The organism is Candidatus Avelusimicrobium fimicolum, assembly GCF_021632165.1.
GTDB classification, from domain to species: domain Bacteria; phylum Elusimicrobiota; class Elusimicrobia; order Elusimicrobiales; family Elusimicrobiaceae; genus Avelusimicrobium; species Avelusimicrobium fimicola.
Genome location: NZ_JAJWTS010000006.1, coordinates 1 through 24,411, shown reverse-complemented (window position 1 = coordinate 24,411; position 24,411 = coordinate 1). Strand labels below are relative to the sequence as shown.

27 protein-coding genes and 2 tRNA genes are annotated in these 24,411 nt (G+C 44.7%); 19 read left to right on the top strand and 10 right to left on the bottom strand.

The window, feature by feature from the left end; all coding sequences use genetic code 11:
- Window positions 1–5: 5 nt before the first annotated feature.
- Together nrdD and ACQY2K_RS03720 are read left to right on the top strand one after the other, a co-directional pair.
- Entirely contained in the window at window positions 6–212 is a 207-nt protein-coding gene (nrdD, locus tag ACQY2K_RS03725) for an anaerobic ribonucleoside-triphosphate reductase (protein WP_177748700.1), read from the top strand.
- Window positions 213–241: 29 nt separating this feature from the next.
- On the top strand, window positions 242–865 hold the full coding sequence (locus tag ACQY2K_RS03720; RefSeq protein ID WP_428037743.1) for an anaerobic ribonucleoside-triphosphate reductase activating protein: 624 nt from the start codon (window positions 242–244) through the stop codon (window positions 863–865).
- A 160-nt stretch (window positions 866–1,025) separates the two neighbouring features.
- On the opposite strand, the gene ACQY2K_RS03715 is transcribed toward ACQY2K_RS03720, so the two are convergent.
- Together ACQY2K_RS03715 and ACQY2K_RS03710 are read right to left on the bottom strand one after the other, a co-directional pair.
- A complete protein-coding gene (locus ACQY2K_RS03715) occupies window positions 1,026–1,814 on the bottom strand; it encodes a hypothetical protein (RefSeq protein ID WP_428040803.1) in 789 nt (262 codons plus the stop codon).
- Window positions 1,815–1,916: 102 nt separating this feature from the next.
- Entirely contained in the window at window positions 1,917–3,122 is a 1,206-nt protein-coding gene (locus tag ACQY2K_RS03710) for an aminopeptidase (protein WP_428040802.1), read from the bottom strand.
- A gap of 63 nt (window positions 3,123–3,185) precedes the next feature.
- Between ACQY2K_RS03710 and ACQY2K_RS03705 the strand changes: the two genes are divergently transcribed.
- The 6 genes from ACQY2K_RS03705 (at window position 3,186) to ACQY2K_RS03680 (ending at window position 7,196) form a co-directional block, all read left to right on the top strand.
- Entirely contained in the window at window positions 3,186–3,944 is a 759-nt protein-coding gene (locus ACQY2K_RS03705) for a hypothetical protein (protein ID WP_428040801.1), read from the top strand.
- A gap of 509 nt (window positions 3,945–4,453) precedes the next feature.
- Entirely contained in the window at window positions 4,454–4,816 is a 363-nt protein-coding gene (locus ACQY2K_RS03700) for a hypothetical protein (RefSeq protein ID WP_428040800.1), read from the top strand.
- An 11-nt stretch (window positions 4,817–4,827) separates the two neighbouring features.
- Entirely contained in the window at window positions 4,828–5,394 is a 567-nt protein-coding gene (locus tag ACQY2K_RS03695) for a hypothetical protein (RefSeq protein ID WP_428040799.1), read from the top strand.
- Between the two features lie 2 nt (window positions 5,395–5,396).
- The gene (locus tag ACQY2K_RS03690) at window positions 5,397–5,948 is read left to right on the top strand and encodes a hypothetical protein (protein ID WP_428040798.1); all 552 of its coding nucleotides are present in this window, start codon (window positions 5,397–5,399) and stop codon (window positions 5,946–5,948) included.
- Between the two features lies 1 nt (window position 5,949).
- A complete protein-coding gene (locus ACQY2K_RS03685) occupies window positions 5,950–6,864 on the top strand; it encodes a hypothetical protein (RefSeq protein WP_428040797.1) in 915 nt (304 codons plus the stop codon).
- Between the two features lie 143 nt (window positions 6,865–7,007).
- Complete coding sequence (locus ACQY2K_RS03680; protein WP_428040796.1) at window positions 7,008–7,196, top strand: hypothetical protein; 189 nt, start codon at window positions 7,008–7,010, stop codon at window positions 7,194–7,196.
- A gap of 37 nt (window positions 7,197–7,233) precedes the next feature.
- Here ACQY2K_RS03680 and ACQY2K_RS03675 read toward each other — a convergent pair.
- A tRNA-Leu gene (locus ACQY2K_RS03675) sits at window positions 7,234–7,317 on the bottom strand.
- Window positions 7,318–7,531: 214 nt separating this feature from the next.
- Between ACQY2K_RS03675 and ACQY2K_RS03670 the strand changes: the two genes are divergently transcribed.
- Both ACQY2K_RS03670 and ACQY2K_RS03665 read left to right on the top strand, forming a co-directional pair.
- The gene (locus tag ACQY2K_RS03670; RefSeq protein ID WP_428040795.1) at window positions 7,532–8,368 is read left to right on the top strand and encodes an ankyrin repeat domain-containing protein; all 837 of its coding nucleotides are present in this window, start codon (window positions 7,532–7,534) and stop codon (window positions 8,366–8,368) included.
- A gap of 188 nt (window positions 8,369–8,556) precedes the next feature.
- Window positions 8,557–9,147: an outer membrane beta-barrel protein gene (locus ACQY2K_RS03665; RefSeq protein ID WP_428040794.1), complete on the top strand. Its 591-nt coding sequence runs from the start codon at window positions 8,557–8,559 to the stop codon at window positions 9,145–9,147.
- A 197-nt stretch (window positions 9,148–9,344) separates the two neighbouring features.
- Here the strand turns inward: ACQY2K_RS03665 and ACQY2K_RS03660 are convergent.
- A tRNA-Ser gene (locus ACQY2K_RS03660) sits at window positions 9,345–9,434 on the bottom strand.
- A 76-nt stretch (window positions 9,435–9,510) separates the two neighbouring features.
- Window positions 9,511–9,777 (bottom strand): hypothetical protein, encoded by a 267-nt coding sequence (locus ACQY2K_RS03655; protein ID WP_428040793.1) that lies wholly within the window; start codon window positions 9,775–9,777, stop codon window positions 9,511–9,513.
- A gap of 93 nt (window positions 9,778–9,870) precedes the next feature.
- On the opposite strand from ACQY2K_RS03655, the gene ACQY2K_RS03650 reads away from it, so the two are divergent.
- From ACQY2K_RS03650 to rdgB, 5 genes are all read left to right on the top strand, one after another.
- Complete coding sequence (locus ACQY2K_RS03650; RefSeq protein WP_428040792.1) at window positions 9,871–10,080, top strand: hypothetical protein; 210 nt, start codon at window positions 9,871–9,873, stop codon at window positions 10,078–10,080.
- Between the two features lie 123 nt (window positions 10,081–10,203).
- On the top strand, window positions 10,204–12,915 hold the full coding sequence (locus ACQY2K_RS03645; RefSeq protein ID WP_428040791.1) for a valine--tRNA ligase: 2,712 nt from the start codon (window positions 10,204–10,206) through the stop codon (window positions 12,913–12,915).
- Window positions 12,915–14,279: a peptidase T gene (pepT, locus tag ACQY2K_RS03640; protein ID WP_428040790.1), complete on the top strand. Its 1,365-nt coding sequence runs from the start codon at window positions 12,915–12,917 to the stop codon at window positions 14,277–14,279. Before ACQY2K_RS03645 ends, pepT (ACQY2K_RS03640) begins: the two co-directional genes overlap by 1 nt.
- Before the next feature lie 146 nt (window positions 14,280–14,425).
- Window positions 14,426–15,826, top strand: a complete 1,401-nt coding sequence (gene pepT / locus ACQY2K_RS03635; protein ID WP_428040789.1) for a tripeptide aminopeptidase PepT — start codon at window positions 14,426–14,428, stop codon at window positions 15,824–15,826.
- A gap of 14 nt (window positions 15,827–15,840) precedes the next feature.
- On the top strand, window positions 15,841–16,455 hold the full coding sequence (gene rdgB / locus ACQY2K_RS03630; protein ID WP_177748766.1) for an RdgB/HAM1 family non-canonical purine NTP pyrophosphatase: 615 nt from the start codon (window positions 15,841–15,843) through the stop codon (window positions 16,453–16,455).
- A gap of 48 nt (window positions 16,456–16,503) precedes the next feature.
- Here the strand turns inward: rdgB and ACQY2K_RS03625 are convergent, their stop codons facing one another.
- The 5 genes from ACQY2K_RS03625 to ACQY2K_RS03605 all read right to left on the bottom strand — a co-directional run bounded on the left by ACQY2K_RS03625 (window position 16,504) and on the right by ACQY2K_RS03605 (window position 21,009).
- Complete coding sequence (locus ACQY2K_RS03625; protein ID WP_428040788.1) at window positions 16,504–17,181, bottom strand: type IV pilin protein; 678 nt, start codon at window positions 17,179–17,181, stop codon at window positions 16,504–16,506.
- Window positions 17,182–17,741: 560 nt separating this feature from the next.
- Window positions 17,742–18,524: a prepilin peptidase gene (locus ACQY2K_RS03620; protein WP_177748655.1), complete on the bottom strand. Its 783-nt coding sequence runs from the start codon at window positions 18,522–18,524 to the stop codon at window positions 17,742–17,744.
- A 55-nt stretch (window positions 18,525–18,579) separates the two neighbouring features.
- On the bottom strand, window positions 18,580–18,996 hold the full coding sequence (locus ACQY2K_RS03615) for a prepilin-type N-terminal cleavage/methylation domain-containing protein (RefSeq protein ID WP_177748653.1): 417 nt from the start codon (window positions 18,994–18,996) through the stop codon (window positions 18,580–18,582).
- Window positions 18,997–19,004: 8 nt separating this feature from the next.
- Window positions 19,005–20,234 (bottom strand): M20 family metallo-hydrolase, encoded by a 1,230-nt coding sequence (locus tag ACQY2K_RS03610; RefSeq protein WP_428040787.1) that lies wholly within the window; start codon window positions 20,232–20,234, stop codon window positions 19,005–19,007.
- 19 nt (window positions 20,235–20,253) lie between these two features.
- Entirely contained in the window at window positions 20,254–21,009 is a 756-nt protein-coding gene (locus tag ACQY2K_RS03605) for a Nif3-like dinuclear metal center hexameric protein (protein WP_428040786.1), read from the bottom strand.
- Window positions 21,010–21,033: 24 nt separating this feature from the next.
- Between ACQY2K_RS03605 and ACQY2K_RS03600 the strand changes: the two genes are divergently transcribed.
- From ACQY2K_RS03600 to ACQY2K_RS03585, 4 genes are all read left to right on the top strand, one after another.
- Entirely contained in the window at window positions 21,034–22,950 is a 1,917-nt protein-coding gene (locus ACQY2K_RS03600; protein WP_428040785.1) for an N-acetylmuramoyl-L-alanine amidase, read from the top strand.
- A gap of 348 nt (window positions 22,951–23,298) precedes the next feature.
- Window positions 23,299–23,526 carry a hypothetical protein gene (locus ACQY2K_RS03595; protein ID WP_428040784.1) on the top strand — a complete coding sequence of 76 codons (228 nt, stop codon included), beginning with the start codon at window positions 23,299–23,301 and terminating at the stop codon, window positions 23,524–23,526.
- 86 nt (window positions 23,527–23,612) lie between these two features.
- On the top strand, window positions 23,613–23,816 hold the full coding sequence (locus ACQY2K_RS03590; RefSeq protein WP_428040783.1) for a hypothetical protein: 204 nt from the start codon (window positions 23,613–23,615) through the stop codon (window positions 23,814–23,816).
- 58 nt (window positions 23,817–23,874) lie between these two features.
- A partial coding sequence (locus ACQY2K_RS03585) for a hypothetical protein (RefSeq protein WP_428040782.1) occupies window positions 23,875–24,411 on the top strand: 537 nt, incomplete at its 3' end.

The window sequence follows — 24,411 nt, the reverse complement described above, 5'->3', positions numbered from 1 at the left end:
ACACAATGACTGCACAGGAAAGACAAGTAGTTGAAAACAAAATCTCGGAACTTAAAAAAGAATTGAACGACGTTCACGGTTCCAAATGCGAAGTTTATTCCAGAGTGGTAGGCTATCTGCGCCCCGTACAAAACTGGAACAAAGGCAAAAAAGAAGAATTTGCAATGAGAAAAACGATGCACGTCGGTTGCTCTTGCGGCTGTGATAAATAATTTTTTGCTTTGAACGCAACGGATTCGGTATGAAGATAGGCGGATTATTAAAATTTACATTGATTGACTTTCCCGGACGGCCAGCCGCGGTAGTTTTTACACAAGGGTGTAACTTTCGTTGCCGCTACTGCCATAACCCGGAACTGGTCTATCCGCATATGTTTGCCGAACCCGTTGCCGAAGAAGAAATAGACGCCTTTTTAAAGCGCCGCCAAGGCACCTTGGAAGGAATTGTGGTATCCGGCGGGGAACCTACCCTGCACGAAGATTTACCGCAGTTTCTAGCCAAATTAAAAGGGATGGGCTATGCCACCAAGTTGGACACCAATGGTACCCGCCCGGAAGTGCTAAAACAATTAATTCAAGGCAAACTGTTGGATTTTATTGCTATGGATTTAAAGGCTCCGCTAGAAAAATATTCACTCATCACGGGAGTGGATTTTAATCCGGCGGTGTTGCGCGAATCTATGAAATTAATTGTGGAAAGCGGACTTGGGTACGAATTCCGTACTACCTATGACAAGGAAGTGCTGACCGATACAGACATTGCGGCCATCACACAACTGACTGACGGCAAGCACTACCGCGTACAGGAGTGTCTGCCAGTAGCCAAAGAAAAGGCCGCCTTAAAAGTTTTGCATACCGAGTTATAGAATTATTTCTATTACAAAAAACGCGCTTTCGGGCGCGTTTTTTTATGGTTTTTTAGGGGTTTTATCCGCAATAATTTCCCCATTTTTCTAACCTGTCTGGCTACAAAAAACCGCCTGGAACAGTTATTGTTCCAAGCGGTTTCTATGAAAAGTCTATTTATTAGCGGGCAAAGCGGACCAAATTGTCGCGGAAATCAAACAAATCGTCCTGTACCGGGCCTTGTAAGGTAATGGCATACTCGTTGATGATATCCAACGGTTTTACCGTACCCCAAGACGTTTTAATGGGCTTTACAAACTCCTTCGCCATTGCCGGCCCCAACTGCGGGTTCTTTTGCAACTGGGCATTAAATTCGTCCATTGGGTTCATCATACTCTGCAAAATCCAGTTTGCGTTAAGTTTCTTGGTGTTGCTTACAAACTTACGAAACGCCACCACCGATTCGGCATACGCTTTCGGCAATTTGTTATTTACCGTCACCACATCATATGTATTTAAAGCGTTTACCAAAGCGGTATAGAACGCATCAAATTTCACTTGTTCGCTTTGGGGCAAGTTAATCGTTTCCATACGCAAGTAACTTTCAAGCGTTAAGAAATAAGAACCGTTGGCAATCGCCACCGGGCGGTTAATGAATTTAGCAACCTGCGCCGCGGCTTCCGGCGATTTGGTTTGCAGTTTCATAAAGGTTACACGAACTTCATCCATTACCTGAAAGATGTAGTTAAAATCGTGGTATTGTCTGCCTTTAACCGCCTGGGCAAAAGTGTCATAGGCTTCCAGCACGCGGGTCGCTTCGCCAATAGAGGCAGGGGCCTGGGTCGCAATAGTTGCGGCAATCGCCTTGCTTAGTTGCGAATCCAGCGCACCGTTTTTCTCAATTCTCTTTTGAGCAAAAGCACCCGTCGTCAACAACAGGGCAAGCGCCACAGCAAAAAATCTTTTCATAGTTTTCTCTCCTTTTTTTAAGTAACCTTCTTATTATTAGTTTAAAATAATACAACCTTTTTTACCAGGGTCTTTGGACCTAGACCCAAGGGGCAAAAGGTCCTAGTATTTAAATTGGCCCTTTTCATATACCGTAACCAAAGAACCGTCCTTTAAGCGGGCGGTAACCTTTTTGTCTTCGGTGTTGATTAAGTCCCAATGCAGGGAAGAATCATTAAAGCCCAGTTTATCTTTTTCGGCCTTAGTCAGTTTATCTTGCGGGCCGGTGTAGGTATCTGCATAACTGGCTCCGACGGCAACGTGGCAATTACCGTATTTGCCGCCAAAGTTTTCATCATACAAGATATCTGCCATAAACTTGGTAATTTTGGAAAAGCGTCTGTCTGTCAACGAAAACTCGCCGATTTGCGCCGCGCCTTTATCCATAGCCAGCATTTTGCGCACAAAAGCCGCGCCTTGCTCCGCATCTGCCTTGACGGCGCGCCCTTCCTTAAATTCCAAGCGCACCCCTTTTACATAATTACCACTCCGGTAAGAGGACAAATCGGCAAAATACACTCCGCGCGTACCGCGCCAATCGGGTGATGTAAAAATTTCAAAAGACGGGATATTGCACCCTCCGCCTGCTACAAAGCGGCGTTTTTCGCCCAAAAGCACTTCAAAATCCATTGATTTAGACTCAATATGCAAGGTACGAATCGGCAAGTTGGAAAGCCAATCGCCAATTTCGGTAACGGCTTGGGTTACCTCTTGCCATTTTGTAACAGGGTCCTTTTCGTTTAAAAAACAGGCACGGGCAATTTGCGCGGCATATTCCTTGCCGGAAAGTCCCGCGCGCTTGGCAAGTTCTGCCGTCGGATAATTGCACAACGTCCACGCAAAGGCCCCCTTTTGCTCACGCACGTCTAAAATTTCGCGCAGGGGTTTATGCGCCACCGCACTTTTGGCAATGCGCGAAGGGTCCACTTTTTTTAAGTGAGTTAAATCCTCCGGCGCGCGCAAGGAAATCAAGCCGTTAATGCCACCCTGAAATTCTTTTTCGCCCGGGGCCAAAAAGGCCAGTTGTTTGTCATCGGCCAAAGAGTAGAAATTTTTAGAAAAATTTTCCGGCGCGTTCCAACGCAACACAACGTGGTAGCGTTTTTCCAATAATTTGGTATAAATTTGCTCTGCCAGGGGCCGAGCGGAAAAATCACTACGCAAAAGCACCGTATCATACGGTTTAAATTTTCCGTTTTTGCGGGCTGATTCCATCGCCCATATCATTACATCGGCATATTTTTCGTTTTGCTTCTTGGTAAAAAACATTTTATGTTTCCCCCTATCTTATATTAATGTTATAATACAAAATATAATATCCCGAGTAAAAAAATGAAAAAATTATTACTTTTTATCTTTGCTTTTTTCTGTTTCTGCCCCGCGTGGGCGGACGTATCTCCCAAGCCGGAAATGGAATTTTCGTTCATCTACGAAACCGTCACCAAACCGGCCATTGACCCCTTGCACAGCGAGCAAATCCAATGTGAGGATAACCAATGTCTTTCTGCCAAACCGCTGGGCTCCTACGGCTTGCAAAAATTACGCTGTACGGAAAACACTTGTTTTTCTATTGCGTACGATTACGAGCCTTTCCAAAAGTTGGTTATTGCGTTTGCAGACGGCTCCAAACGCGAAAGCCAGGTGTTTGCCGCGCCGGACACCTTGCGGGCACATTTTAACGTAAAAGTTGGCGCGGATACGCTAGACGTTACCCCTGCGGGTTTGGCGGAAAATGTCGGCCCTTGGGCGCGCCGGGATGCGTGGACCTCACTCGCCGTTATTTTAATTTTGGAACTCTTGGCTGCGGCGGCTTTTTTAAACTATACGCAAAAGAGTTTCACTATTTTGTATAGTGTGGGGTTAGCAAATTTGCTTACAACGGCAGCCTCGTGGATTTTGCTGGTGCGGTATGTAAAGGAAACGGCGCTTTTGTGGATTTTCTGCCTGCTGGCCGAAACGCTCATCATCCGCCTAATGAACCGCCGAAAAATATCACTGCACGATGCGTTTATGTTAAGTTTAACAACAAATGTAACCAGTTATTCGCTGGGGCTGATGATATCCTTTGTGATAGCACCATTACTCTTTTAAAAATTCCCCCCGCCCGGTGCGGGGTTTTTACGGGCAAATAAAGGAAAGCCGTTGGTGCGCTTCCCTGTATAACCCTTCTAAAATAATATATATAGTTGATAGAAAGAACAGAAAAAATTCTCGGAATAGATTGCCACAATATACCCAAATGTTTTATAATACTGATAAATTGTTAGTAGTTGGAGAAATGTAATTTGCAAAATAAGCCTTAAACGCGGCTTATATATAATTTTATTCTGTTTTTGGAACCGTATGTAGAATACGGTGCGCTATTGGGATACCAACGGCACATGAACACTCCAAAAACAGCCGATTTAGACAGAGTACGCTCGAACTGATCCCTTGGGTGTACTCTGTCGAGTGCTTCCTGCCATATTTTATATATGGCGGGGGCCACGGCTGTTATTATTTGGGTTAGTGTTCATGGCTCAAATATAACAGCCGTTTTTATTTGCCTACTTTTGATTCTTGTTATAGTTGAGCCTGAAAAATAATAAGGAGATAATATCATGGCATTAATTAAATGTAAAGAATGCGGAAAAGAATATTCTGATATGGCTGAGGTTTGCCCTAATTGCGGGTACAGCGAGAAAAACGCGCAAGAAAAGACCTGTCTTAAACCGCCTATGGAACGAAAAAGTAAATATAAAGCGGCCGTAATAGCTGTTTTATTTTTTTATGTAGGAGCGCATGAGTTTTATTTGGGAAAGATTGGTAATGGCATCGCTTGGATAGGTTTTTTCCTGTTGTTTGGTTGGTGGGTACCTGGTTTTCTAGCTCTTATGGCAGGGATAGCATTTTTTGAAGGCTTATGGTTAATACTTATGAACCAAGAAAAATTTGATTATACCTATAACTGTATTAAAAAATAACAGGAGAAATTATGAAAAAAATTCTTAAAATCACATTATTATTAATCATTGCGTGTTTTATTGCCGCTTGCGGCGCATCCAAAGAGGAAAAATTGCTAGATCTGGCCGCCAAGATAGAATACAATAAACCGCTCATTATTGAATCTGTCAGAAAACATCAAGTTGACAGCACAATGGTGGATTCTGGGATCAAACGGGACGAAGAAATAAAAATCAGTACATTGGCGGAAAGTTTTTATCTGCTTAGACGAAACGTTACGACTATATGTTTTATGAAAGAGCCTGCTTATAGGGCGCAGGCGTGTGCACTAGTGGACTTTGATTTACGTACCAACAGTTCAGATAACAATGTATGGGTTGTTGACGTAGTATTACAAGGCCCTGGCGTCTCTGGCGACGCGTTTGAGTCCTTTAAAATACTAAAAGATAAAAAACGTATTATGGCCAGAGATGAACAAGCATGTCTGGCTTTAAATTCTAAATTAGCAAAACTGTTGATTGAGAAAAATAAAACGGAACCCGTTAATTGGGAAAAACAATGTTCTTTTCCCTTTAAGTTTGTTAAAGGAGTTAAATAAAAATGCATATCAAACATAAGTTCTTGCCGAGGCAGTTAAACCCGGAGACGGAAATTTTGATTGTTGGGACATTTAATCCGGGTATCAATGAGACTCGCGCTAACTTCTTTTACAGCCGGGGACATACCAGTTTTTGGGAATTAATGTCGGCCATTTTTGGGGAGAAATGTTTAAGATACAGCGAGAAACAAGAAAAAGAAGATTTCATAAAACGGCATAAAATAGATTTTGCCGATTTAATTGAGGAAATTGATATAGCTACGCAAGATCTTTCCTCTTATGACGATCTAACCCTTGATGAGAATTGGAATGTGGTAAAATGCAAAAATCTTCCGCAGGAAATTTCTCATTTGAATAAACTAAAAAAAGTTTGTTTTACACGAAAAACATTTCAGCACATTCCCAACATTCGCAAAAAGGTGGAGGAACTGGAACTCTGGTGTAAAAACAAGGGAATTGAATTTAGTTGTCTAACCACTCCCGCAAACTATGGGAAGGTGGATGCCGAGACGCGATTTAACGAATGGAAAAACTTTTTTCAGGAGATAAAATAATATGAAAAAAATGTTTATTTTATGTGTACTCATCAGTACGTTATGCGCCTGCAACACTATGCAAGGACTACGAGTACATAACGAAGCCCATGTGGGAAAGCAGCAAATTAACGGCGGGCTATATTACAACGACCGGCAGGCCATTGGCCACGATGCCCAAGTGAAACATAAGGTAATAGATAACACCCACGCCCAGATTGAAATTCCTGTACATTATCAGGAAACAATGGCTGCACTTCCCAAGCAACTGCCCGGTAGTTTAAAAGAAGCGCTAAAAGAATATGATTTACAATCCGTTGGCAAATGCACCTATCCCGGCTCTTTAACAAAACAGGCTCTCACGTTGGATTTGAATTATAAACAAATAGAGGGTGGGGAAGAATTGCTATTATTGTCCCTTTTTATATGGCCGTTGCCGCTGACCGCACCTGTTTATATTTACAACTATACCGGGATAGAGTTGAAGGAACAAGGGGAGTTCTCCATCGCAAATCCTTTTGAATCCCTTAATAAGAAAAATTTGGGCGTTCAGATAAGTTATGAAGCGGAACCAAAAGAAATGGTTTTGTCTTGTGACAGAAAATCCTGCGCAGTGCAAGACAAACAAGGAAATCCAGTAAATAAAATCAGTATCATCAAAAAAATGTCGGTTAATCAAAAAAGAATTAAACAATTACTGGACGCAGAAGTTGCCGCAGCCGCCAAAAGAAAACGCCAAAAAGAGGAGCAAGCCAAAGAAGAGGCCAGAATGCGGAAGCAAAGCGACAGAATTTGCCCCCAATTATATGATGAATGGTGGGGTAGTGGCAATTTGCAATACCGCAAAAGCGATGTAATTGCCAGATATCGTTGGGCTCAGCAATGGCAGGAATATAACTGCAACTCTTGGTTACAAAGAGTAATAGGAGGTTATTAAGTTTTTAAAATTAAGTTTTTTTGGCATACCAATTAAACTCCCCGGGCTTACGCCCGGGGTTTTTAGGGGTTAAAAGTAAAATCCCTACGCAGGCAAAGCAGTTTGCCTGCTTCCCCGTATAAAACGAAAATGCCACCTGAACGGTGGCTTCTAAATCTTTTACCGGGAAAAGATACTTCCCTACGGTCTTTTCCCTGACGGAAAAAGCCTCCGGGCCGGGCCTCGCGGTTTTCGCCTTGCGCGCCGTGGTACCTTTTGCGCGCAAACTCAAACATCGCTCCGGCCTTCAAGTCCCTACGCGCACCAAGCAGTTGGTGCGCTTCCCCGTATAAAATGAAAATGCCACCTAAACGGTGGCTTCTAACTCTTTACCGGGGAAGGGACTTGAACCCTTAAGCCCGTGCGGGCAATAGTTTTTGAGACTATCCTGTATACCAATTCCAGCACCCCGGCATAAATCTTATATATTTATTTTAGCAAATTTATTTAAAAAAGAAAATATTTCTTTTTAGTTTTCTCCATTTTCCTTAAAATACCCGGAAAATTATCCTGTTTCGTTTTACTACTTTTGCAGTTGTTCATGCAACAAAATTAAATTTATCCTTGATTTTTCCGATTTATAGAACTATACTGTAAATATATTTACTATTTAAAGGAGAAAAATGAAATGAAAAAGGGTCTGTTGCTTGTACTGACGGCTGTTCTGTGTGCCCCAATGACCTATGCACAAGAGCAAGGCAATGTAGCTTCGGCTTTGTCTAATATATTGACATCCAAAAAAACTGCCAATGAGTTCTTGACTGCGGTAAAAAATGGTAAATTCAATAAAGTAAAACAAATGATTGACAATGCTACTATTACCCAAACTCTGGTAAACGTAAAAGACGATAACGGCAATACCCCAATGATGTGGGCCGCTAAAAAAGGGTATATTGATATTGTCAAACTTTTAGGTAATGCCGGCGCAAGAGTGAATACCATAAATAAAGACAAGTGGACAGCGTTATGCTTTGCGACTTCTAATAACCGGCCCCAAGTGGCTGAATATTTGCTTAAATTAAATGCCAAGGTGAATTTTGCGTGTGGTAAAAATGCCGAAACTCCGCTTTTATTATCTGCGGCAAATGCTGCTAATCCCACAATGATTCGTATTTTGGTCAATCACAAGGCTAATGTAAATGCTACCGATGCTGACCAGGAAACGCCTTTGATGAAAGTGGCCTCTACGAAGCTGATTGATTCTGCCAAAACGTTAATTAAGGCCGGAGCCAAAGTAAATGTAAATACCGAAAATGGAATGTCTCCTACAATGAAAGCCGTTTTTGCGGATAATTTGCCTATGGTTAAATTCTTAATTGAAAACGGCGGTGAGGCCAATGCCATTATGAGCGATGGGGTGTTTGTTTATGCTTTGGATGTAGCCCAAGCAAACAGTTCTGATAAAATGGTGCAATACTTAAAGAGCAAAGGTTACACTAAGCCGGACCATCCGGTTGAATATTAAGTTTTAAAAACCCGCCTAACGGCGGGTTTTTTTATAAATACTGCTCACAATACACCTCGGGCGCAAGCCCGGGGTGTTGCATCTAATTTCTCCCAACTTTTCCATTTATATTACAAAAATAAACTGTTTTTCCCACTAACTGCTTTGGAGTATTTTCATCGCGTGTATGAACTTGTTAAAATATATTTATGAAACATTTGTTGCTTCTCGCTTTGCTCTTATTTTCTGTTTCATTATATGCTCAAATTTACCGTGCCGAACAGGGTACACCTGTTAATTTTTCCCGTTTAGAAATTTCCGTCGGTATGGGATTGACCTCCTCTTCTTTACAAGACCCGTCCGGCGACACCATCATCCACGATAAAAACTTTACAGATTTCCGCCTATTATACGCTCTTTCTTCTCGCTTTGCCATAGGCCCGGCGATTTATTTTAGCAAGAAGCAGGCCAACCGGCCGCTTATTTCCTCGTACAAAACCCGCCGCTTGGGCCTACTGGGCAAATTCAATTTATCGCCTAATACTACTCCGCGCTCGTATGCGGTAGCAGAAGCCGGCGCAATGAAAAGGTCTCTTTCTTATTTGCGGTCGTTGGAAGATTCTTCCACAAGCCCCTATTTAATGTTCGGGTTGGGAACAGAGGTTGATATTTACAGCGGTTTTTTCTTGGGATTAGAAGGACAAGTATCTTATTTTTTTAAAGACAAACTAGGGCCTTTCTTTCAGTTAAACTCCCCGTGGGAAGCCTCTTTTACACTCCGTACCGGATTTCACTTTTAGCCATTAAAAAACACCCTTTCGGGTGCTTTTTAAATTCATACTACAAGAGAAATTTCATTTTACGTCTAACTGCCCTCGGTTTTATTCCTAATAAAAGATTGGGAGTTTTCAAAATAAAAAGCCCTAATTCTAGGTGTTAGCGCGGAGGTATCCGACCGAGCAAACAACAAAGGAGCAGGGCTTTTTAGTAAGAAAACTGGCGGAGAGGGAGAGATTCGAACTCTCGATACGGTTTCCCGTATGCAGTCTTTCCAGGACTGTGCCTTAAACCGCTCGGCCACCTCTCCAAAATCGGTGTGCGGTCTGATGACTACCTGTTTATTATAGCAAAAAAAGAAGCAGAAGGAAAAGATTTCGTTGAAATTAGCGTTTAAATGTACGCACTTGGAAGCCCAACACCCGCCCGATAAGCATTAGCGGCACCACCACTAACAGGCTAAATGCCGCCACGAGAAGCGTCATTATAAACCCGAGTGCCAATACTAAAATACCGCCGAAAATTCCTCCGTTATCGCCTTTTCGGCGGGCGGAGTCCTTGGGGGTATGTTCTCCCCCAATGGGGTTGCCGTTTTCGTCCAAAATTTCCGGCTCTATAATTTCTTCCGTGCGGACCAGGTCTTTATTTTCCATACTTATATTATGGCATAATCGGGGCCATTTGCACAGCCCGCCAACCAAATTTTAGTTACACCCGCAGGCACGGGTACGGCTATTTCCGTGCCAATGGTAATCTGGATGAGTAATACAATGAAGGAAGCCGACCATATTGATTACGCGTGCCTGAAAAAGAAAGCCGCAGAAGGGAAATTCTCGCACGATAATATATCCCACTCGCTTTTAACATTAATGGAATCGCAAAGCAAAGTGTACGACCCCAAATTAGACATTTTTGATTCGTGCCGCACCTTACCGCTTCCGCAAGAACAAAAATAATTTACCCCCGGGACAGTCCCCGGGGTTTTTTATGCCGTGCCGTGAGGCGGCATAATTGGTAAAATATATATAGGTTACGCGTGAAGTCACATCACGCAAATTCAAAAAACCGAGGAAGAATTTATGTTACCCAAAGCGTATGAACCGCAAGAAGTAGAACAAAAACTGGCCGACAAATGGCAAAATGCCAAATTATTTGCCGCTAAAAATGATAAAACTAAAAAACCTTTTGTTATTGTTATCCCGCCGCCTAACATTACGGGGGCTCTCCATATGGGACACGCCTCAACCAATACTTTACAAGATGTTTTAATCCGCGCCCACCGTATGTTTGGCGAGGACGCCTATTGGGTACCGGGTACGGACCACGGCGGCATTGCCACGCAAAACGTCATTGAAAAGAAACTAGCCAAAGAACAACACAAATCCCGCCACGACCTGGGCCGTGAAGCCTTTGTGCAAACCGTTTGGGATTGGTATAAGGAATGCGGCAACGCTATTTTTAACCAGTTCCGCAAAATGGGTTGGGCGTTGGATTTGTCCGATATCCGCTTTACTATGGACGAAAAACGCGCGCAAGCCGTTTACGAGTGTTTCCGCCAATGGTGGGAAAAGAAATATATTTACCGGGGCAAACGCTTAATCAACTGGTGCGTGCGCTGCTCTACTGCGCTTTCCGATATTGAAGTGGAACACGAACAGCACGCGGGAAAATTGTGGTACTTGCGCTATAAAGGCGAAGACGGTTCCGACGGTATTATTATTGCTACCACGCGCCCGGAAACCATTTATGCTGATGCTGCCATTGCCGTCAACCCCAAAGACGAACGCTATAAAGATATGGTGGGCAAAAAAGTAATTATCCCGCTTGCCAACCGTGCTATTCCGATTATTGCTGATGAAGCCGTAGAACTCGGCTTCGGTACCGGTGCTTTAAAAATTACCCCGGCGCACGATGCCACCGACTACGAAGTCGGCCAGCGCCACAATCTGCCCATTATGACCGTTATCAACGATAAAGGCAAAATGATTAACTGCCCCGAAAAATATTTGGGCATGGACCGCGAACTCTGCCGAAAAGAAACGGTAAAAGATTTGGAAGAAGCGGGGCTTCTCGTAAAAGAAGAAAAATATAACAATGCCGTTTCCACTTGCTACCGCTGCCATAGCCCTATTGAGCCTTTTATGAGCGAACAATGGTTTGTAAAAATGGATAAATTGGCTGCCCCGGCTATTAAAGCCGCGGAATCGGGCGAATTGCAATTTCACCCGGCCAGTTGGAAAAACCCGTTTTTGGGCTGGCTTAAAAACATACAGGATTGGTGCATTTCCCGTCAAATCTGGTGGGGCCACCGTATTCCGGTGTGGTATTGCCGCCATTGCAGCGAAAAAGGCCTTACTTTTGCCACCGACCAACAAGGCCACGAACAATTAACCAAGGTATCGTTTGAAGACGGTGCAAAACCGATTGTTTCCTTCAAAAAGCCCGAAAAATGCCCCATTTGCGGCGGCCACGATTTGGTGCAGGACCCCGACGTGTTAGACACTTGGTTCTCCTCTGCCTTGTGGCCGATGTCGGTATTCGGCTGGCCGGAAAAAACGCCCGAAATGGAGCACTTTTATCCCACCAGCGTAATGGTAACCGGATACGAAATTTTGTATCTGTGGGTGGCCCGTATGGTAATGACCGGGCTTGATTTTACGGGCAAATTGCCCTTTAAAGACGTGTATTTGAACGGGATTATCCGCGACAAACGCGGCAAAAAAATGTCCAAATCCCTGGGCAATGTAATTGACCCCTTGGATATGACCGCCAAATACGGCACGGACGCGGTGCGCTTCTCGCTCTTAATGCAGGCCGTTCCCAGCAAAGATATTCCTTATTCCGAAGAAAGCATTACAGGCGCACGCAACTTCTGCAACAAGATTTACAACGCCTCCCGCTTTATCTTAATGAATATGGAAGGCTTAACAGGCCCGCTCAAAATGCCGGCGCACGTTACGGAATTGGCCGACCAATGGATTTTGGACCGCTATACCAATGCTATCAAAACCGCCCGCGAAGGCATTGAAAAATACAACCTCGCGTTGACCGCAAATACCCTTTACCACTTTTTGTGGGGCGATTTCTGCGATTGGTATGTAGAACTGGCCAAGCAACGCTTCCAAACGGCGGAAAAAGAGCAGGTTATGGCGCTTTGCGTACATATTTTGTACGGCACGTTAAAGGCCTTACACCCGTTAATTCCGTACATCACGGAAGAAATTGCCGCCTCCTTGCGCCCTTATGTCGGCGAAACGGAAGAATTTTTGCTTAACCAGTCCTATCCGGAATTTGACCCGTCCTTGGTAAATACCGAAGCCGTAGCCAAAATGCAGGCCGTGCAAAATGTTACGCGCGAAATCCGCACTATCCGCGCCCAGTTCAATGTGCCGCCGGGCCTCAAAATTGCGGCCGTGTTGTCTGCCAAGAACGAGGCTGATTTGGCTGTTGTAAAGGCCTATGAGGGCTACATTAAATTAATGGCCAAAATTGAAAATTTGGATATCGGCATTAATTTAGCAAAACCCAAACAAACGGCTACTGCGGTGGCGGACAATATTGCCATTTATGTACCGCTTACCGGGTTAATTGACTTTGAAAAGGAAAAGAAACGCTTGGAAAAGGACCTCGCTATTGCCAAGGCAAACATCGCCTCACGCGAAGCGCGCCTCTCCCAAGAAAGTTTCATTAAAAACGCACCCAAAGAACAGGTGGAAAAAACCAAAAACGAACTGGCCGCCGCCCGTCTTACCTTGGCACAGGTTACAGCATCGTTGGAGGATTTGGCCTAATGAACAAACTTTATGGTGCAGTCGCGTGTGTGGCTGCCCTGTGCTTGCCGATTTTTGTGCAGGCACAGGATTTGGAGTGGAAAACCGTAACTAAATACAATAAAGCCGAGTCAAAAAAACAACTGACAGACCGCTTTACCAAGTATGTTACGTTTAACACGCAATCTAACGACCAAACGGATAAAGTGCCCAGTACGCCCGGCCAGGTAAAATTGGCTAAGGCTCTTGCCAAGGAACTCAAAAAATACGGCGCAAAAAACGTAAAGGTAGATGCCCACGCCATTGTTACCGGGGAAATCCCCGCCACCTCAGCAAACTCCTCTGCCGTAGTGGCGTTCCTGGCGCATATGGATACGGCGCTGGAAGTTTCCGGCAAGGACGTCCAACCCCAGGTACATAAAAACTATCAAGGGGGCGATATCGTTATTAATGCCGAAAAAAAATTAGTTATTAATCCAGCCAATTCCCCCCAACTTTCCCGCGCACGCGGGCACGATATTATTACCGCTTCCAGCGGCACCTTGTTGGGTGCAGACGACAAAACGGGTATAGCCGTGATTATGACAATGGTGCAATACCTCTACGACCACCCTGAACTGGAACACGGCCTCATTAAAGTAGCCTTTACGCCGGATGAAGAAGTTGGAATGGGCGCCGGGAAAATGGACGTAGCCGCATTTGGGGCTGATTATGCCTATACGCTGGACGGAAGCGACCTGGGGCAACTGACAGACGAAACCTTTAACGCCAAGTCCTTTACCGCCGTATTTAAAGGATTGCGCGCCGTACACCCCGGCGAAGCAATGAACTCCGCCTTTGCGGATAACCTGTTAATGGCTTCGGATTTTCACACACTCTTGCCGCGCCAAAGCCGCCCGGAAAACACAGCAGGACGCCGCGGTTTTATCTTGGTGGACTCCATTGTTACAAACGGAGACGAAAGCACGGTAAAAGGAATTATCCGCGCCTTTACCGACGAGGAGATGCAAGGCTTTGTAAGCGAAGTTACCCGCGCTTTTAATACCGTTAAAGCAATGAACTACAAAGGCACCGGCTTTGAACTTACGTTTGAAGACCAGTATAAAAATATGAAAACAGTTCTGCCCGCACAAGTAGTAAATTTGGCCGAAACGGCTATGCGCCAAGAGGATATTACACCTCGCCGTATGGCGGCACGCGGCGGAACGGACGGGTCCACCCTCTCGTTTATGGGGTTACCCACGCCGGATATTTTCTCCGGCCAGTATAACCTGCACAGCGAACGGGAATATGCCGATGTGGATGTAATGGAAGCCTCCCTGCGCACGGTGTTGCGGCTTATAACCTTGTGGAATATGCAACCTGTACCTCAAGCAGAAAAATAAAACTTTTAACACCCCGCTCCTGGCGGGGTTTTTATTTGCTCTCTTTGCATCTAATTAAGGTCCCAAGTTTTATTTAGGTCTTTTGGCCCTTGCAGTAAAAGAGGCAGATTCATAAAATAATAGTAATATCACTTAAAGGAGATTTTATGCCAATCAAACAGTTGTTCGCCGTTTTGTCCGTATTTGTTTTCGGCATTTCTTTTGCCAGCCAAGCCTATGCCGCTGTTGCCTGGCCTACCAACAATGCTCCGCGGGAACGCACCTATGTAAAAGATTCCGTACGCAAAAACCTGGGGCAAAAAAATGCCTCTTTGGCCGCTAAATACCGCACCACGATGCTAGACCGTTTTATGAAGTACACCACTTATGACAGCCAAAGCAGCGATGCCGCAGACATTACACCGGAACAAATTGAAACTGCAAAAAAACTCTATTCCGAAATCCAAAAATTCGGTTTTAAAACTACCTTATCCGAACATTACTATATTTATGTGGAAATTCCTTCCAATGTAAATTGGAAAACCCCGACTTTGGGTTTTAGTTGCCACTATGATACCACCCCCGATATCATCGGCAAAAACATCAAGGCGCAAAAAATCTCCAAATATGACGGGAAACCTATTCAACTGAAAGAGGGGCACACGCTGAGCGTGGAAACCGACCCGTATTTGAAAAAAATGATTGGTAAAACCATTGTTACCTCCGACGGAACAACTATGTTATCCGCCGACGATAAAGCCGGGGTTTCCGTTATTGTAACATTGATTCAGACTTTGGCGGAAAACCCGTCTAAAAAACACGGAAACATCCAAATCGTCATTACACCGAACGAGGACGTAGGCCGCTCGGCTGATTATATTGAAGAAACCCCCTACAACCCGGATATCGCCTTTGACTTTGACGGCGGCGTAAATGGCGAAGTGGTGGTGAGCAACTTCAATGCCGAAAAAGTAATTTACCGCGTGCACGGGATAAACGGACACCAGTCTATGGCTGCCGAAAACGGTTACAGAAATGCTTGGAAACCCGCCTGCGAATTGGGTGCCGCCTGCTCCAAAGACGAATGGCTGCCCAACAACAGCCGCGGGCAACAGGGCTATGTGGAATTGCACCATATGGATATGAGCGACGGCAAAGTAAATGTAGCCGAATTGGATTTCCGCCTGCGCGATTTTCACCAACAAAACATTGACAACTGGAAAAACTATGCCGACAGCGTAGCCAAAGATATCAGCGCCAAATACGGTGTGAAAATTGAACGCGCTATTGCCAAACAATACGGCAACGTAGCCGAAAACATCCACCCGCAAGCGCACCAAGTGGTTGCCAACGCGCTTAAAAATGCAGGCGTAACACCGAACTTTAAAGAAGAACGCGCCGGCACAACGGCCTCTATGTTAATGCTTAAACTAGGCAAAGGGGCTTACACCGTCTTTACGGGGCAGAACAACCCCCACGCCTTTACCGAGTGGCTCAGCGAAGAAGATATGTATAAAGCCTACTTAGTGGCGCTGAATATGACCGACGAAGTCGTAATGATGAAATAAGGCGCAGAAGTTTGATGAAAATTTTAATTGCTACGGGTAATTCAAATAAGTTTAAAGAACTAATGGCTATTTTGCCCGTAAAAACTAAAAACGGAACCCCGATAGAATACGTCAGTTTGGCGGATTTTAAGGGGCTGACACTCCCGCCCGAAACGGGCCTAACGCTAGAAGACAATGCGGAAATAAAAGCCGTTTATGCTTCCCGCCAAACAGGGCTTCCGGCTATTTCGGACGATACGGGATTGGAAGTTAAATTTTTAAACGGCGCACCCGGCGTGCATACGGCCCGTTATGCGGGGGAGCACGCCGACACGGACGATAACAATCGCAAACTGTTATCCGCCTTGGAAGGGCAGTTGCTTCCGCAGCGCGGAGCCAGTTTCCGCACCGTAGCCTGTTTGGCCACCCCGCAAGGGTGCGTACAAACCTTTGAAGGCTCGTTAGACGGCTACATTGGTTTTGGCTATCGCGGCGAAAACGGCTTTGGCTATGACCCTCTGTTTTTAGTGGGCGATAGCAAAAAAACCCTCGCGGAACTGACGGAAACAGAAAAAAATAAAATCAGCCACCGCGCCCGCGCTTTTGAAAAACTAGCCGAACGGCTGGTGCTGTTAAAACCGCAAAAATAAGTTGGATTTTATAAGGCCCCCGCGCATTAAACGCGGGGGTTTTTATTGTTAAGGAAGTTGAAAGTTGGTCTTTTCGCCACTAAATGTAAATTTATGGACTGTTTCCGTTCCGCCCATACTTTTGCACACCGTATCATCGCCACCACACAAACGGACATTAGGATAGGCTGAATTTTCTAAAAATTGAACATACCAAAGCCCGACTTGCAAACGCGCTACTACATACAATGAACTGCCACCGCCGGCTTGATGCCCTATACCCCCTAATAAATCTATCACCGTTCCGTCTGGAAAGCGCAAATAGCCGTCGTCCGTGCTTTCCCCGGCCAAGGTACCGCCTGCGGGCATATCCACATCCAGTTCGCTCACATTACCGGTGTAATACCCATTAGACATATAAAACACCTCTTCCGCATTAGCCAGCGTTTTCACAAGTGGGATTACTTTGGTCAGGCGCGCCTTTTTGACGGCTTTTTCGTACTGCGGCACCGCCACCGACGCCAAAATGCCAATGATAAGTACGACTACTAAAAGTTCAATTAAAGTAAAACCTGCATTTGTTATGTGGAAAGTATTAACCGTGCGGCCACCCCAAACAGACGTCATTCCGTAAGGTTTCTGTACGGAATCTCGTCGTTTCGCAACAACAGATTCTGGACTACAACTTTCCAGAATGACGCCACTAGCACAAGTGGCCGCACGGCTAACATTACTAAAACCTTTCATTTTTTCTCCTTTTTAGGCCTTTATATTTGAGCAAAACGGCCTTTTATACGCATTTTATACAACAAATACATCCGGGTACACCAACCGCGATTTATCAAAATTTTAACAAAAAAAAAAAACGAAACAACCCCTTTACAATAAGTCCTGCGGACGGCTTATCTTTTTTCCCTCTTTTGACTAATGGAGCCACACTGTTTTGGCAATGTCGCAAACCAACGAAACGGCAACAATAAATAAAACAAAGGCCGTTATAAAATAAAAGTCATCCTGAATTTATTTCAGGATCTACCGATTGTGCTGTTGGATGTTTATAGAACTAAAGGTCATACGGGAAGGTTTTTGTCCAGTATCTGTTCCTTGTTTTTATAACAACAGATCCTGGACTACGACTTTCCAGGATGACGACAACGACTAACGACCCAAGATGTAGATCCTGAAATAAATTCAGGATGACCGCTTTTTTTAATTCACCCCGCACCTTGCGGGTTGCTAACCCCACCACAAAAAAGCCGGAACGCAAACAACACGTTCCGGCTTCCCTTTATGGCATTTTCTAAAAATTAGAACTCTATTACCAACATAGAGGGCAATACCAAATAGAATAAATTAATAAGCGCCCCCATACTTAAAAATGGCCCAAACGGAATAGCATCCGCGCCTTTTTTGCCCTTAAAAATCATTAGGAAAATAGCGTAAATCAGCCCCAAGAAAGAAGCAAAAATCAGCGTAGTAATTACCCCTTCCCAACCGATAAGCGCGCCAATGCCGCCCATTAATTTAACGTCGCCGCCGCCCATTGCTTCTTTTTTAAACCACCAAGTGCCGATGAGGGCAATCGCCAGCACGCCAAAAAGCCCCACGCCGGCCCCTAAAAGCGACAAAAGTTCCTTCTGCCACCAGATACCCTCAAAATTGGGATTCAGCCACGCAAACGCCAAGCCAAGGCCAATAAGCCCCAGGGAAAAACGGTCCGGGATAATCATCAGTTCCAAATCAATGACGGACAAAATAACCAGCGCATATACCGCCGCCAAAACCACAAATGTCCACGGGGTCAGGCCATACCGCCAAACAAACAAAAAGGTCAGCACTCCCGTTAAAAGTTCCACCAGCGGATATTGCACCGAAATAGGTTGTTTGCAGTTCCGGCATTTGCCGCGCAACCACAAAAAACTAAACACAGGGATATTATCATACCATTTAATATGGGCGTTGCACTTAGGGCAAGCCGAGGGCGGCCACGCAATGGATTTCTCACGCGGAATGCGGTAAATGCACACATTTAAAAAACTGCCAAAAATTAAACCGAAGATAGCGGAAAAAACTAAAATCAAGGTTTCCATAACACTCCTTATACAAAAAAATCCCCCGCCCGTTTTAACAGGCGGAGGACAAAACTTAATGCATATTCCAAGGTTTACCGTAACTGTCTTCTTTATCGGTATTTACGAAGAAATCGCCGTAGCGCGGGTCGGCCGGGTCGCTTACATAGGCCCAACCGCCTGTTTTGGTAAAACACTCTTCAAAGTTTCCGGTAGAAACGTGTGAAGACGGCGGATAACCCGGCACGGTGGCCTGCGGAATACGCTCAATATACGCCGGCACTAAACTGGCCAAATTATCCGTAGGATACGTTCCTTGGTGTTCGCCATAATAGGCGGCAATGGCACTGCGGACCTTAACCAATTTGTGCTTGGTGCTGCCCTCTTGGGCTTTGTGCACGAGCGTTAAGAATTTCGGCACCGTAAAGCCTAGCAGCAAGGCAAACACCACCACCGTAATCAAGATTTCCACGACCGTAAAACCTTTCTTCATACGCGCCCCTATTTAAAATTTAACGCCACCAAGGTAAACACTTTGGCATCGCCCAGCGTATTTTTAATGCTGGAATATTCATTGGGCTGGTGGGCCATATCATCCAGTTTAGAGAACACTACCACCGGGTACCCCGCGTTGCGCAAATACGCACCCACGGTGCCGCCGCCTACGCCCATAGCGCGCGGAGAGTTTTTATAAACCGTTTTGGCAGCGGCCTGCGTCAATTTGACGATAGAAGCGTTTTTATCTGTCGGCAACGAGGATTCGTTGATTTCTGTCTCCACCTTTACCGTTACTTTAAATTGCTTTTCAATGGCTTTTACCATTTTGGCAATTTCAGCCAAAACATCGGCATTTTTATAGCAAGGAAGTACGCGGCAATCCAAATAAAACACATCCGTACCCGGAATCGTATTTACGTTGGGCACATTGGCTAAACGTTTTGTCGGCTCAAAGGTGCAAGTGCTTTCAGGAGCAAACACCTTATCTTTTTTGTTGAAAATCTTATACAAATCGCCCAGTTTTACCACCAAGTGGGCCGAAGCCCGCGCCGCGTTGTTACCAAAGTGCGGAGTGGAAGCGTGGGTCTGTTTGCCCTGTACGGTAAATTTTACCCACAGCATATTCTTTTCGGCAATTTCCACCATTGTACCTTCCGGGTTACCGCCGTCCGGAACCAAGAAAGCATCCTCCTTGCCAAAGGTTTTGCCGTATTTCTTTAAAATCGCACGGATACCAAATTCACTGCCGATTTCTTCATCAGCATTTAACAAAAGGGCATAAGTGCACGGCGGGCGGACATTGCTTTCCATCATTGCTTTTACCGTCAGCAACGCGGACACCAACCCCTGTTGGTTATCTTCGGAACCGCGTCCGTAAATTTTATCGCCCTTTACCACGGCTTTATAAGGGTCGGTCTTCCACAAATTTAAATCGCCGGGAGGTACAATGTCCATATGCGCCATTACCCACAAGGTTTTCTTTTTATTTTCGCCGTAATATTTGGCAACAATGTTGGGGCGCACGCCGTCTTTGGCTTTGGGGTCTTTTACATTAATATAGTAAAGTTCGTCAAAATTCATTTCCTTCAAAACGGAAAACAGATACTCTGCTTTGGCATTTTCGCCGGGGCCGCCCGCGTGCGGCGATACCGCCGGGCAGGCAATCATATGGGTTTGCAAATCAATGACAGTCTGTTTATAGGAATCAATTTTTTTGAATAATTCTTTTTCCATTTTTTCCTCCGGTCCGTTCTTATAATGGATTGGGTACATCAATAAATTCTGTTTGCACGTCAAAGCGTTTGGCAATCAACTCCATTAAAGCCAAAACGCCAGGCTTTTCGGAATTGTAATGGCCCAAGGCCAAGCAATTAATATGCCCTTCACGGCACCACTCTTGGGCGGGCTCGTCCAATACGCCTGTAATATACAAATCTAAACGCTTTTCAATCGCCTGCGGGAGCATACTATACGCTCCGCCGCTAACAATACCAACCGATTCAATACGGTTCGTGCCAAACGGCAGGCGCACCGCCTTGGTTTGGCAATATGCTTCCAAGGTTTGGGCTACTTGGTCCAAAGTTTGCGGCTCGGGCAACACACCGCAAAAGCCAATCGTTTGCCCGTGATATACACCAAAGGGCTGTTCCCGCTGGGCACCCAACGCGCGGATTAAGCAAGCGTTGTGCCCCACTACGGGGTGTTTATCAAGCGGCAAGTGGTACGCCGCCAAATTGATATCGTTTTTGAGCAAAAAAGCAACGCGTTCTTTAAAAAGTCCCGTTACAGCCTGCTCCTGCCCCCACAAAAGCCCGTGGTGGACAAGAACCATATCTGCCCCGGCCTCTTTGGCTTGGCGGAATAACGCAAGTGAAGCAGACACTCCAAATACAATTTTTCCCACGCGCGGAGTCCCTTCCACTTGCAAACCGTTATGGCTCATATCCGGGATTTGGGCACTGTTCAAATATGTATCTAAGAAATGTAAAACGTCTTCGCAATTCACCATAGAATTATGTTATCATTTTATAAGATGAAAAAAATAGTTTTTTTTACTTTTTTTCTAATCTTTTTTTCCTCCTTTATCTATGGCAGCACTATTGCCACCGCCCCCTACCTGCCCGCACAGGCCGGGCCGCAGACGCAAAATGCCCCGATAACGGTGCAATATCCGCACGAGAAAATGACGGTAGCACGGGGAGCCAAAAAAATTTTTATCTTCGGGCAAGTCAATTTACCCGGAGCCTTAACGCTTGATATTAACGGTGAGACTGTCCCCTTGCACGACAACGGTGCCTTTTTGGCCTATTTGCCTGTGCAAAACGGAGAATTTACCTTTGTACTGACCGCCGGGAACGGCAAAGAAACCGTCCAGGCCGTACGCCGTATTACCGTACCCGGGGCGGATATCAAAGACTTCTCCGCCAAGGCCGAGTTTGACCCCGAAGAAGTATTCCCGCAAACACCTGTGGAATTACTGCCGGGAGATGTGATTGGCTTGTCCGTGCGCGGAACACCGGGTGCGGAGGTAACTTATACGTTAACCGGATTAAATGATGCCAAAAATATGCCAATGAAAGAGGATGTTTCGTCCCCCGGTATGTACCGTGCTAAATATTTAATTGATGACACACAAAAGGCCAAAACCGCCAAGGTAATTTATAAAATGCAAAACGGTCCGGGCGAAACCGAGGCCAAAATTACGGCACCCGCCAAAATTAAAGTATTAAACAAAAAGGCTCCATTTACCCGTGCCAAAATTTTATCTCCCGGGGTAAAACTGCGCAAAATTCCCACCCCAAGGGAAAACTTATATCCCTTTTACCGCGCATATGGCGAAGTGCTTATAAACGGGCGGTTAAACAAGCAATACCGCATAGCCTTAAACGAAAGCGAATCCGCGTGGCTGGAAGAAGAGAAATTACAACTGCTCTCGTCCGCCGACTACAAACCCGGGAAAGTTACTTCGTTGCGCACGATATCCACGGACGAAAAAACGCGCCTGGTTTTTGTGGGTTCCCGCCAAGGGCCTATAAGCGTACACGAGTTTAATGACCGCTTGGAACTGACCTTTTACTATGTAAACGGGTTTGACGAAAATTTCAGTTTTGATACATTAAGCCCCATTGTGGACAGCATCACCTGGTCCCAGCCCGCACCAGACACACTGCTTTTTAAAATTTACTTCAAAAAAGGCACGCCCCTATGGGGACACTCGTATAATTTTGAGGACAGCAACCTGCTGTTGGACTTAATCCACAAACCCGCCTTAACTCCCACTAAGGAACAACCGTTAAAGGGCGCGCGCATTTTGATAGATGCAGGGCACAGCCCGCGCCGCATTGTACCATACGACGGCGCCGTCGGCCCGACAGGCTATTTGGAATATGAGGCGAATTTGGCTCTGGCTAACGAATTGAAACCCCTTTTAGAAAAAGCAGGCGCCACCGTAATTATGACCCGCCACGGAAACAACCGTATGGGTTTACAGGCGCGTTACGAACTGGCCCTTGCCCAGCAGGCGCATATCTTTGTCAGTCTGCACTATAACGCCCTGCCGGAAACCATTAACCCTCTTTCACGCGCGCGCGGCTATTCGGTTTATTACAACTATCCGCACAGTTTTCAACTGGCCCAGGCCGTGTATGATTCTTACACACGAAATGTGCCGCTGCCGGATAACGGGATGATTGCCAACGACGTTTTGTTTATTCCGCGTATTCCGCAAATGCCGAGCATTTTGGTAGAAAGTGCCTACATTATTCTGCCCGAACAGGAGCAAATGGCTAAAACCGCCGACGGGCGTGCGCCTTTGGTGCAAGCCTTGTACGAGGGAATTTTGAACTTTTACGGTGTAAAACTACCCGTTAAAAAGAAGCCCACGCGCCGGAACTCGTTTAAAAAGCCGTCGCGCAAACTGGTTTTAAAATCCGGTAAAACAGGCAAATAAATTTTGATAGAAGACAACCGCCGGCACTAAAATTTGATATAGTTAAATTATAAAACATAAAAAAGGAGTTTATTCATTTTCCCAAGCCTTAAAAGTGGCTTGATTACAATTAATACTGTTTTTGGTGGCCCCTAGGGGCCGCACTTTTGCGAAAGCAAAAGAGGTTCAAAGCCAAAAGCAGTCGTGTTTAGCCAGTAGGAGCGGCCTAATTACCCGCTCTTACTGGCTGTAATCCTGTATTAATTTCTTTTAGTACGGGTAGGCGACTGTTTATTTGTGTGCTTTGAACCTCACAAATAGCAGTCGCCTTTTTTTATTGGGGAAATTTAAATAGAACAGGAGAAGAAAATGACAAAACAATGCATTCATATGGAACTACAAATTCAAAAAACATACGCCTTAGACGGCGAAAAAATTAGCACGCCTATTTATAATTGCAAAGTAAAAGATTCCAATTTATACAATAGACTCTTAGATATGGGATATGAAAGCAGTTTTCTTTCAACAATATGTCCTTTTTACTCTCAGATGAATAAAATTGCGGAATGCCCTTGTTACTGTGCCGGAAAAAATTAAAAACAAATTAGCCGGTAAATATCTCTATCAAACTGTTAAAAGATATTTTATGAGAAAAAAGGCTATTGTAAAAGGAGAAAAATATTATGAAAAGAATTATGTATATACAGATAAAAGGACATACACCAGTCGCTCCAAAATATGTTAGTGAATTAGAACTAAGAGAACTAGTAAATAATGGAACTATCCCATTAAAACAAGATGAACTTGAAAAAATGCTTATGAGTAATAACCCCATATGGACAGAGGGTTCCGCCGATTTTTTTATTGTTGGAGTTAAAAAACAATAAAAAAGTATTATTCCGTACAAATCCAGAATATGAAAACAAACAATCAAGGAGAAAACAAATGAAAAAAGTAATAATTTTAGTAATAGTTAGCCTTGTGGGCGCGTGTACTACATTAACCCCTGAACAAAAAAGAGCGCAATTTGAAAGTAAAATAAGCAAACCGGAAATGCAATGTGTATTGAAAGATGTGGGAAGCAAACCGATCGCCGCTAAACTTCCAGTTTCTTTAGATGATGTACCATACTATGATATTAGTAAATGCACTCCTATGATAACATTGGATGGGTTTGCTCCCTTCCAACGAATAAATAAGCGCGAAGTATCGGCTTTTCCGTGTTATAGTTTTGTATGTTCAAGGGACGAAATAATTCATATTAAGTTTCCATATGCATTAAGTAATTTAGAAAGATATACCCGTTATGACATTCCTAATGAACTTTGCGAGGAAGGTTGGACAAGGACAAAATATCGTTATACAACAATGGATGGTTTTAAAAACTCTGTTGATTCGTTTAAGATGATAAAAAAACGTATTTATTCAAAAGCAGAAAGACAAAAAATGTTAAAAGAAATTCAAAAAGAAAAACAAATAGAG

What these genes read in the sequence shown, in the direction of transcription:
- nrdD (WP_177748700.1), top strand. Translation starts at nt 6, where the DNA reads ATGACTGCACAGGAAAGACAAGTAGTTGAAAACAAAATCTCGGAACTT.
- ACQY2K_RS03720 (WP_428037743.1), top strand. Translation starts at nt 242, where the DNA reads ATGAAGATAGGCGGATTATTAAAATTTACATTGATTGACTTTCCCGGA.
- ACQY2K_RS03715 (WP_428040803.1), bottom strand. Translation starts at nt 1,814, where the DNA reads ATGAAAAGATTTTTTGCTGTGGCGCTTGCCCTGTTGTTGACGACGGGT.
- ACQY2K_RS03710 (WP_428040802.1), bottom strand. Translation starts at nt 3,122, where the DNA reads ATGTTTTTTACCAAGAAGCAAAACGAAAAATATGCCGATGTAATGATA.
- ACQY2K_RS03705 (WP_428040801.1), top strand. Translation starts at nt 3,186, where the DNA reads ATGAAAAAATTATTACTTTTTATCTTTGCTTTTTTCTGTTTCTGCCCC.
- ACQY2K_RS03700 (WP_428040800.1), top strand. Translation starts at nt 4,454, where the DNA reads ATGGCATTAATTAAATGTAAAGAATGCGGAAAAGAATATTCTGATATG.
- ACQY2K_RS03695 (WP_428040799.1), top strand. Translation starts at nt 4,828, where the DNA reads ATGAAAAAAATTCTTAAAATCACATTATTATTAATCATTGCGTGTTTT.
- ACQY2K_RS03690 (WP_428040798.1), top strand. Translation starts at nt 5,397, where the DNA reads ATGCATATCAAACATAAGTTCTTGCCGAGGCAGTTAAACCCGGAGACG.
- ACQY2K_RS03685 (WP_428040797.1), top strand. Translation starts at nt 5,950, where the DNA reads ATGAAAAAAATGTTTATTTTATGTGTACTCATCAGTACGTTATGCGCC.
- ACQY2K_RS03670 (WP_428040795.1), top strand. Translation starts at nt 7,532, where the DNA reads ATGAAAAAGGGTCTGTTGCTTGTACTGACGGCTGTTCTGTGTGCCCCA.
- ACQY2K_RS03665 (WP_428040794.1), top strand. Translation starts at nt 8,557, where the DNA reads ATGAAACATTTGTTGCTTCTCGCTTTGCTCTTATTTTCTGTTTCATTA.
- ACQY2K_RS03655 (WP_428040793.1), bottom strand. Translation starts at nt 9,777, where the DNA reads ATGGAAAATAAAGACCTGGTCCGCACGGAAGAAATTATAGAGCCGGAA.
- ACQY2K_RS03650 (WP_428040792.1), top strand. Translation starts at nt 9,871, where the DNA reads ATGGTAATCTGGATGAGTAATACAATGAAGGAAGCCGACCATATTGAT.
- ACQY2K_RS03645 (WP_428040791.1), top strand. Translation starts at nt 10,204, where the DNA reads ATGTTACCCAAAGCGTATGAACCGCAAGAAGTAGAACAAAAACTGGCC.
- pepT (WP_428040790.1), top strand. Translation starts at nt 12,915, where the DNA reads ATGAACAAACTTTATGGTGCAGTCGCGTGTGTGGCTGCCCTGTGCTTG.
- pepT (WP_428040789.1), top strand. Translation starts at nt 14,426, where the DNA reads ATGCCAATCAAACAGTTGTTCGCCGTTTTGTCCGTATTTGTTTTCGGC.
- rdgB (WP_177748766.1), top strand. Translation starts at nt 15,841, where the DNA reads ATGAAAATTTTAATTGCTACGGGTAATTCAAATAAGTTTAAAGAACTA.
- ACQY2K_RS03625 (WP_428040788.1), bottom strand. Translation starts at nt 17,181, where the DNA reads ATGAAAGGTTTTAGTAATGTTAGCCGTGCGGCCACTTGTGCTAGTGGC.
- ACQY2K_RS03620 (WP_177748655.1), bottom strand. Translation starts at nt 18,524, where the DNA reads ATGGAAACCTTGATTTTAGTTTTTTCCGCTATCTTCGGTTTAATTTTT.
- ACQY2K_RS03615 (WP_177748653.1), bottom strand. Translation starts at nt 18,996, where the DNA reads ATGAAGAAAGGTTTTACGGTCGTGGAAATCTTGATTACGGTGGTGGTG.
- ACQY2K_RS03610 (WP_428040787.1), bottom strand. Translation starts at nt 20,234, where the DNA reads ATGGAAAAAGAATTATTCAAAAAAATTGATTCCTATAAACAGACTGTC.
- ACQY2K_RS03605 (WP_428040786.1), bottom strand. Translation starts at nt 21,009, where the DNA reads ATGGTGAATTGCGAAGACGTTTTACATTTCTTAGATACATATTTGAAC.
- ACQY2K_RS03600 (WP_428040785.1), top strand. Translation starts at nt 21,034, where the DNA reads ATGAAAAAAATAGTTTTTTTTACTTTTTTTCTAATCTTTTTTTCCTCC.
- ACQY2K_RS03595 (WP_428040784.1), top strand. Translation starts at nt 23,299, where the DNA reads ATGACAAAACAATGCATTCATATGGAACTACAAATTCAAAAAACATAC.
- ACQY2K_RS03590 (WP_428040783.1), top strand. Translation starts at nt 23,613, where the DNA reads ATGAAAAGAATTATGTATATACAGATAAAAGGACATACACCAGTCGCT.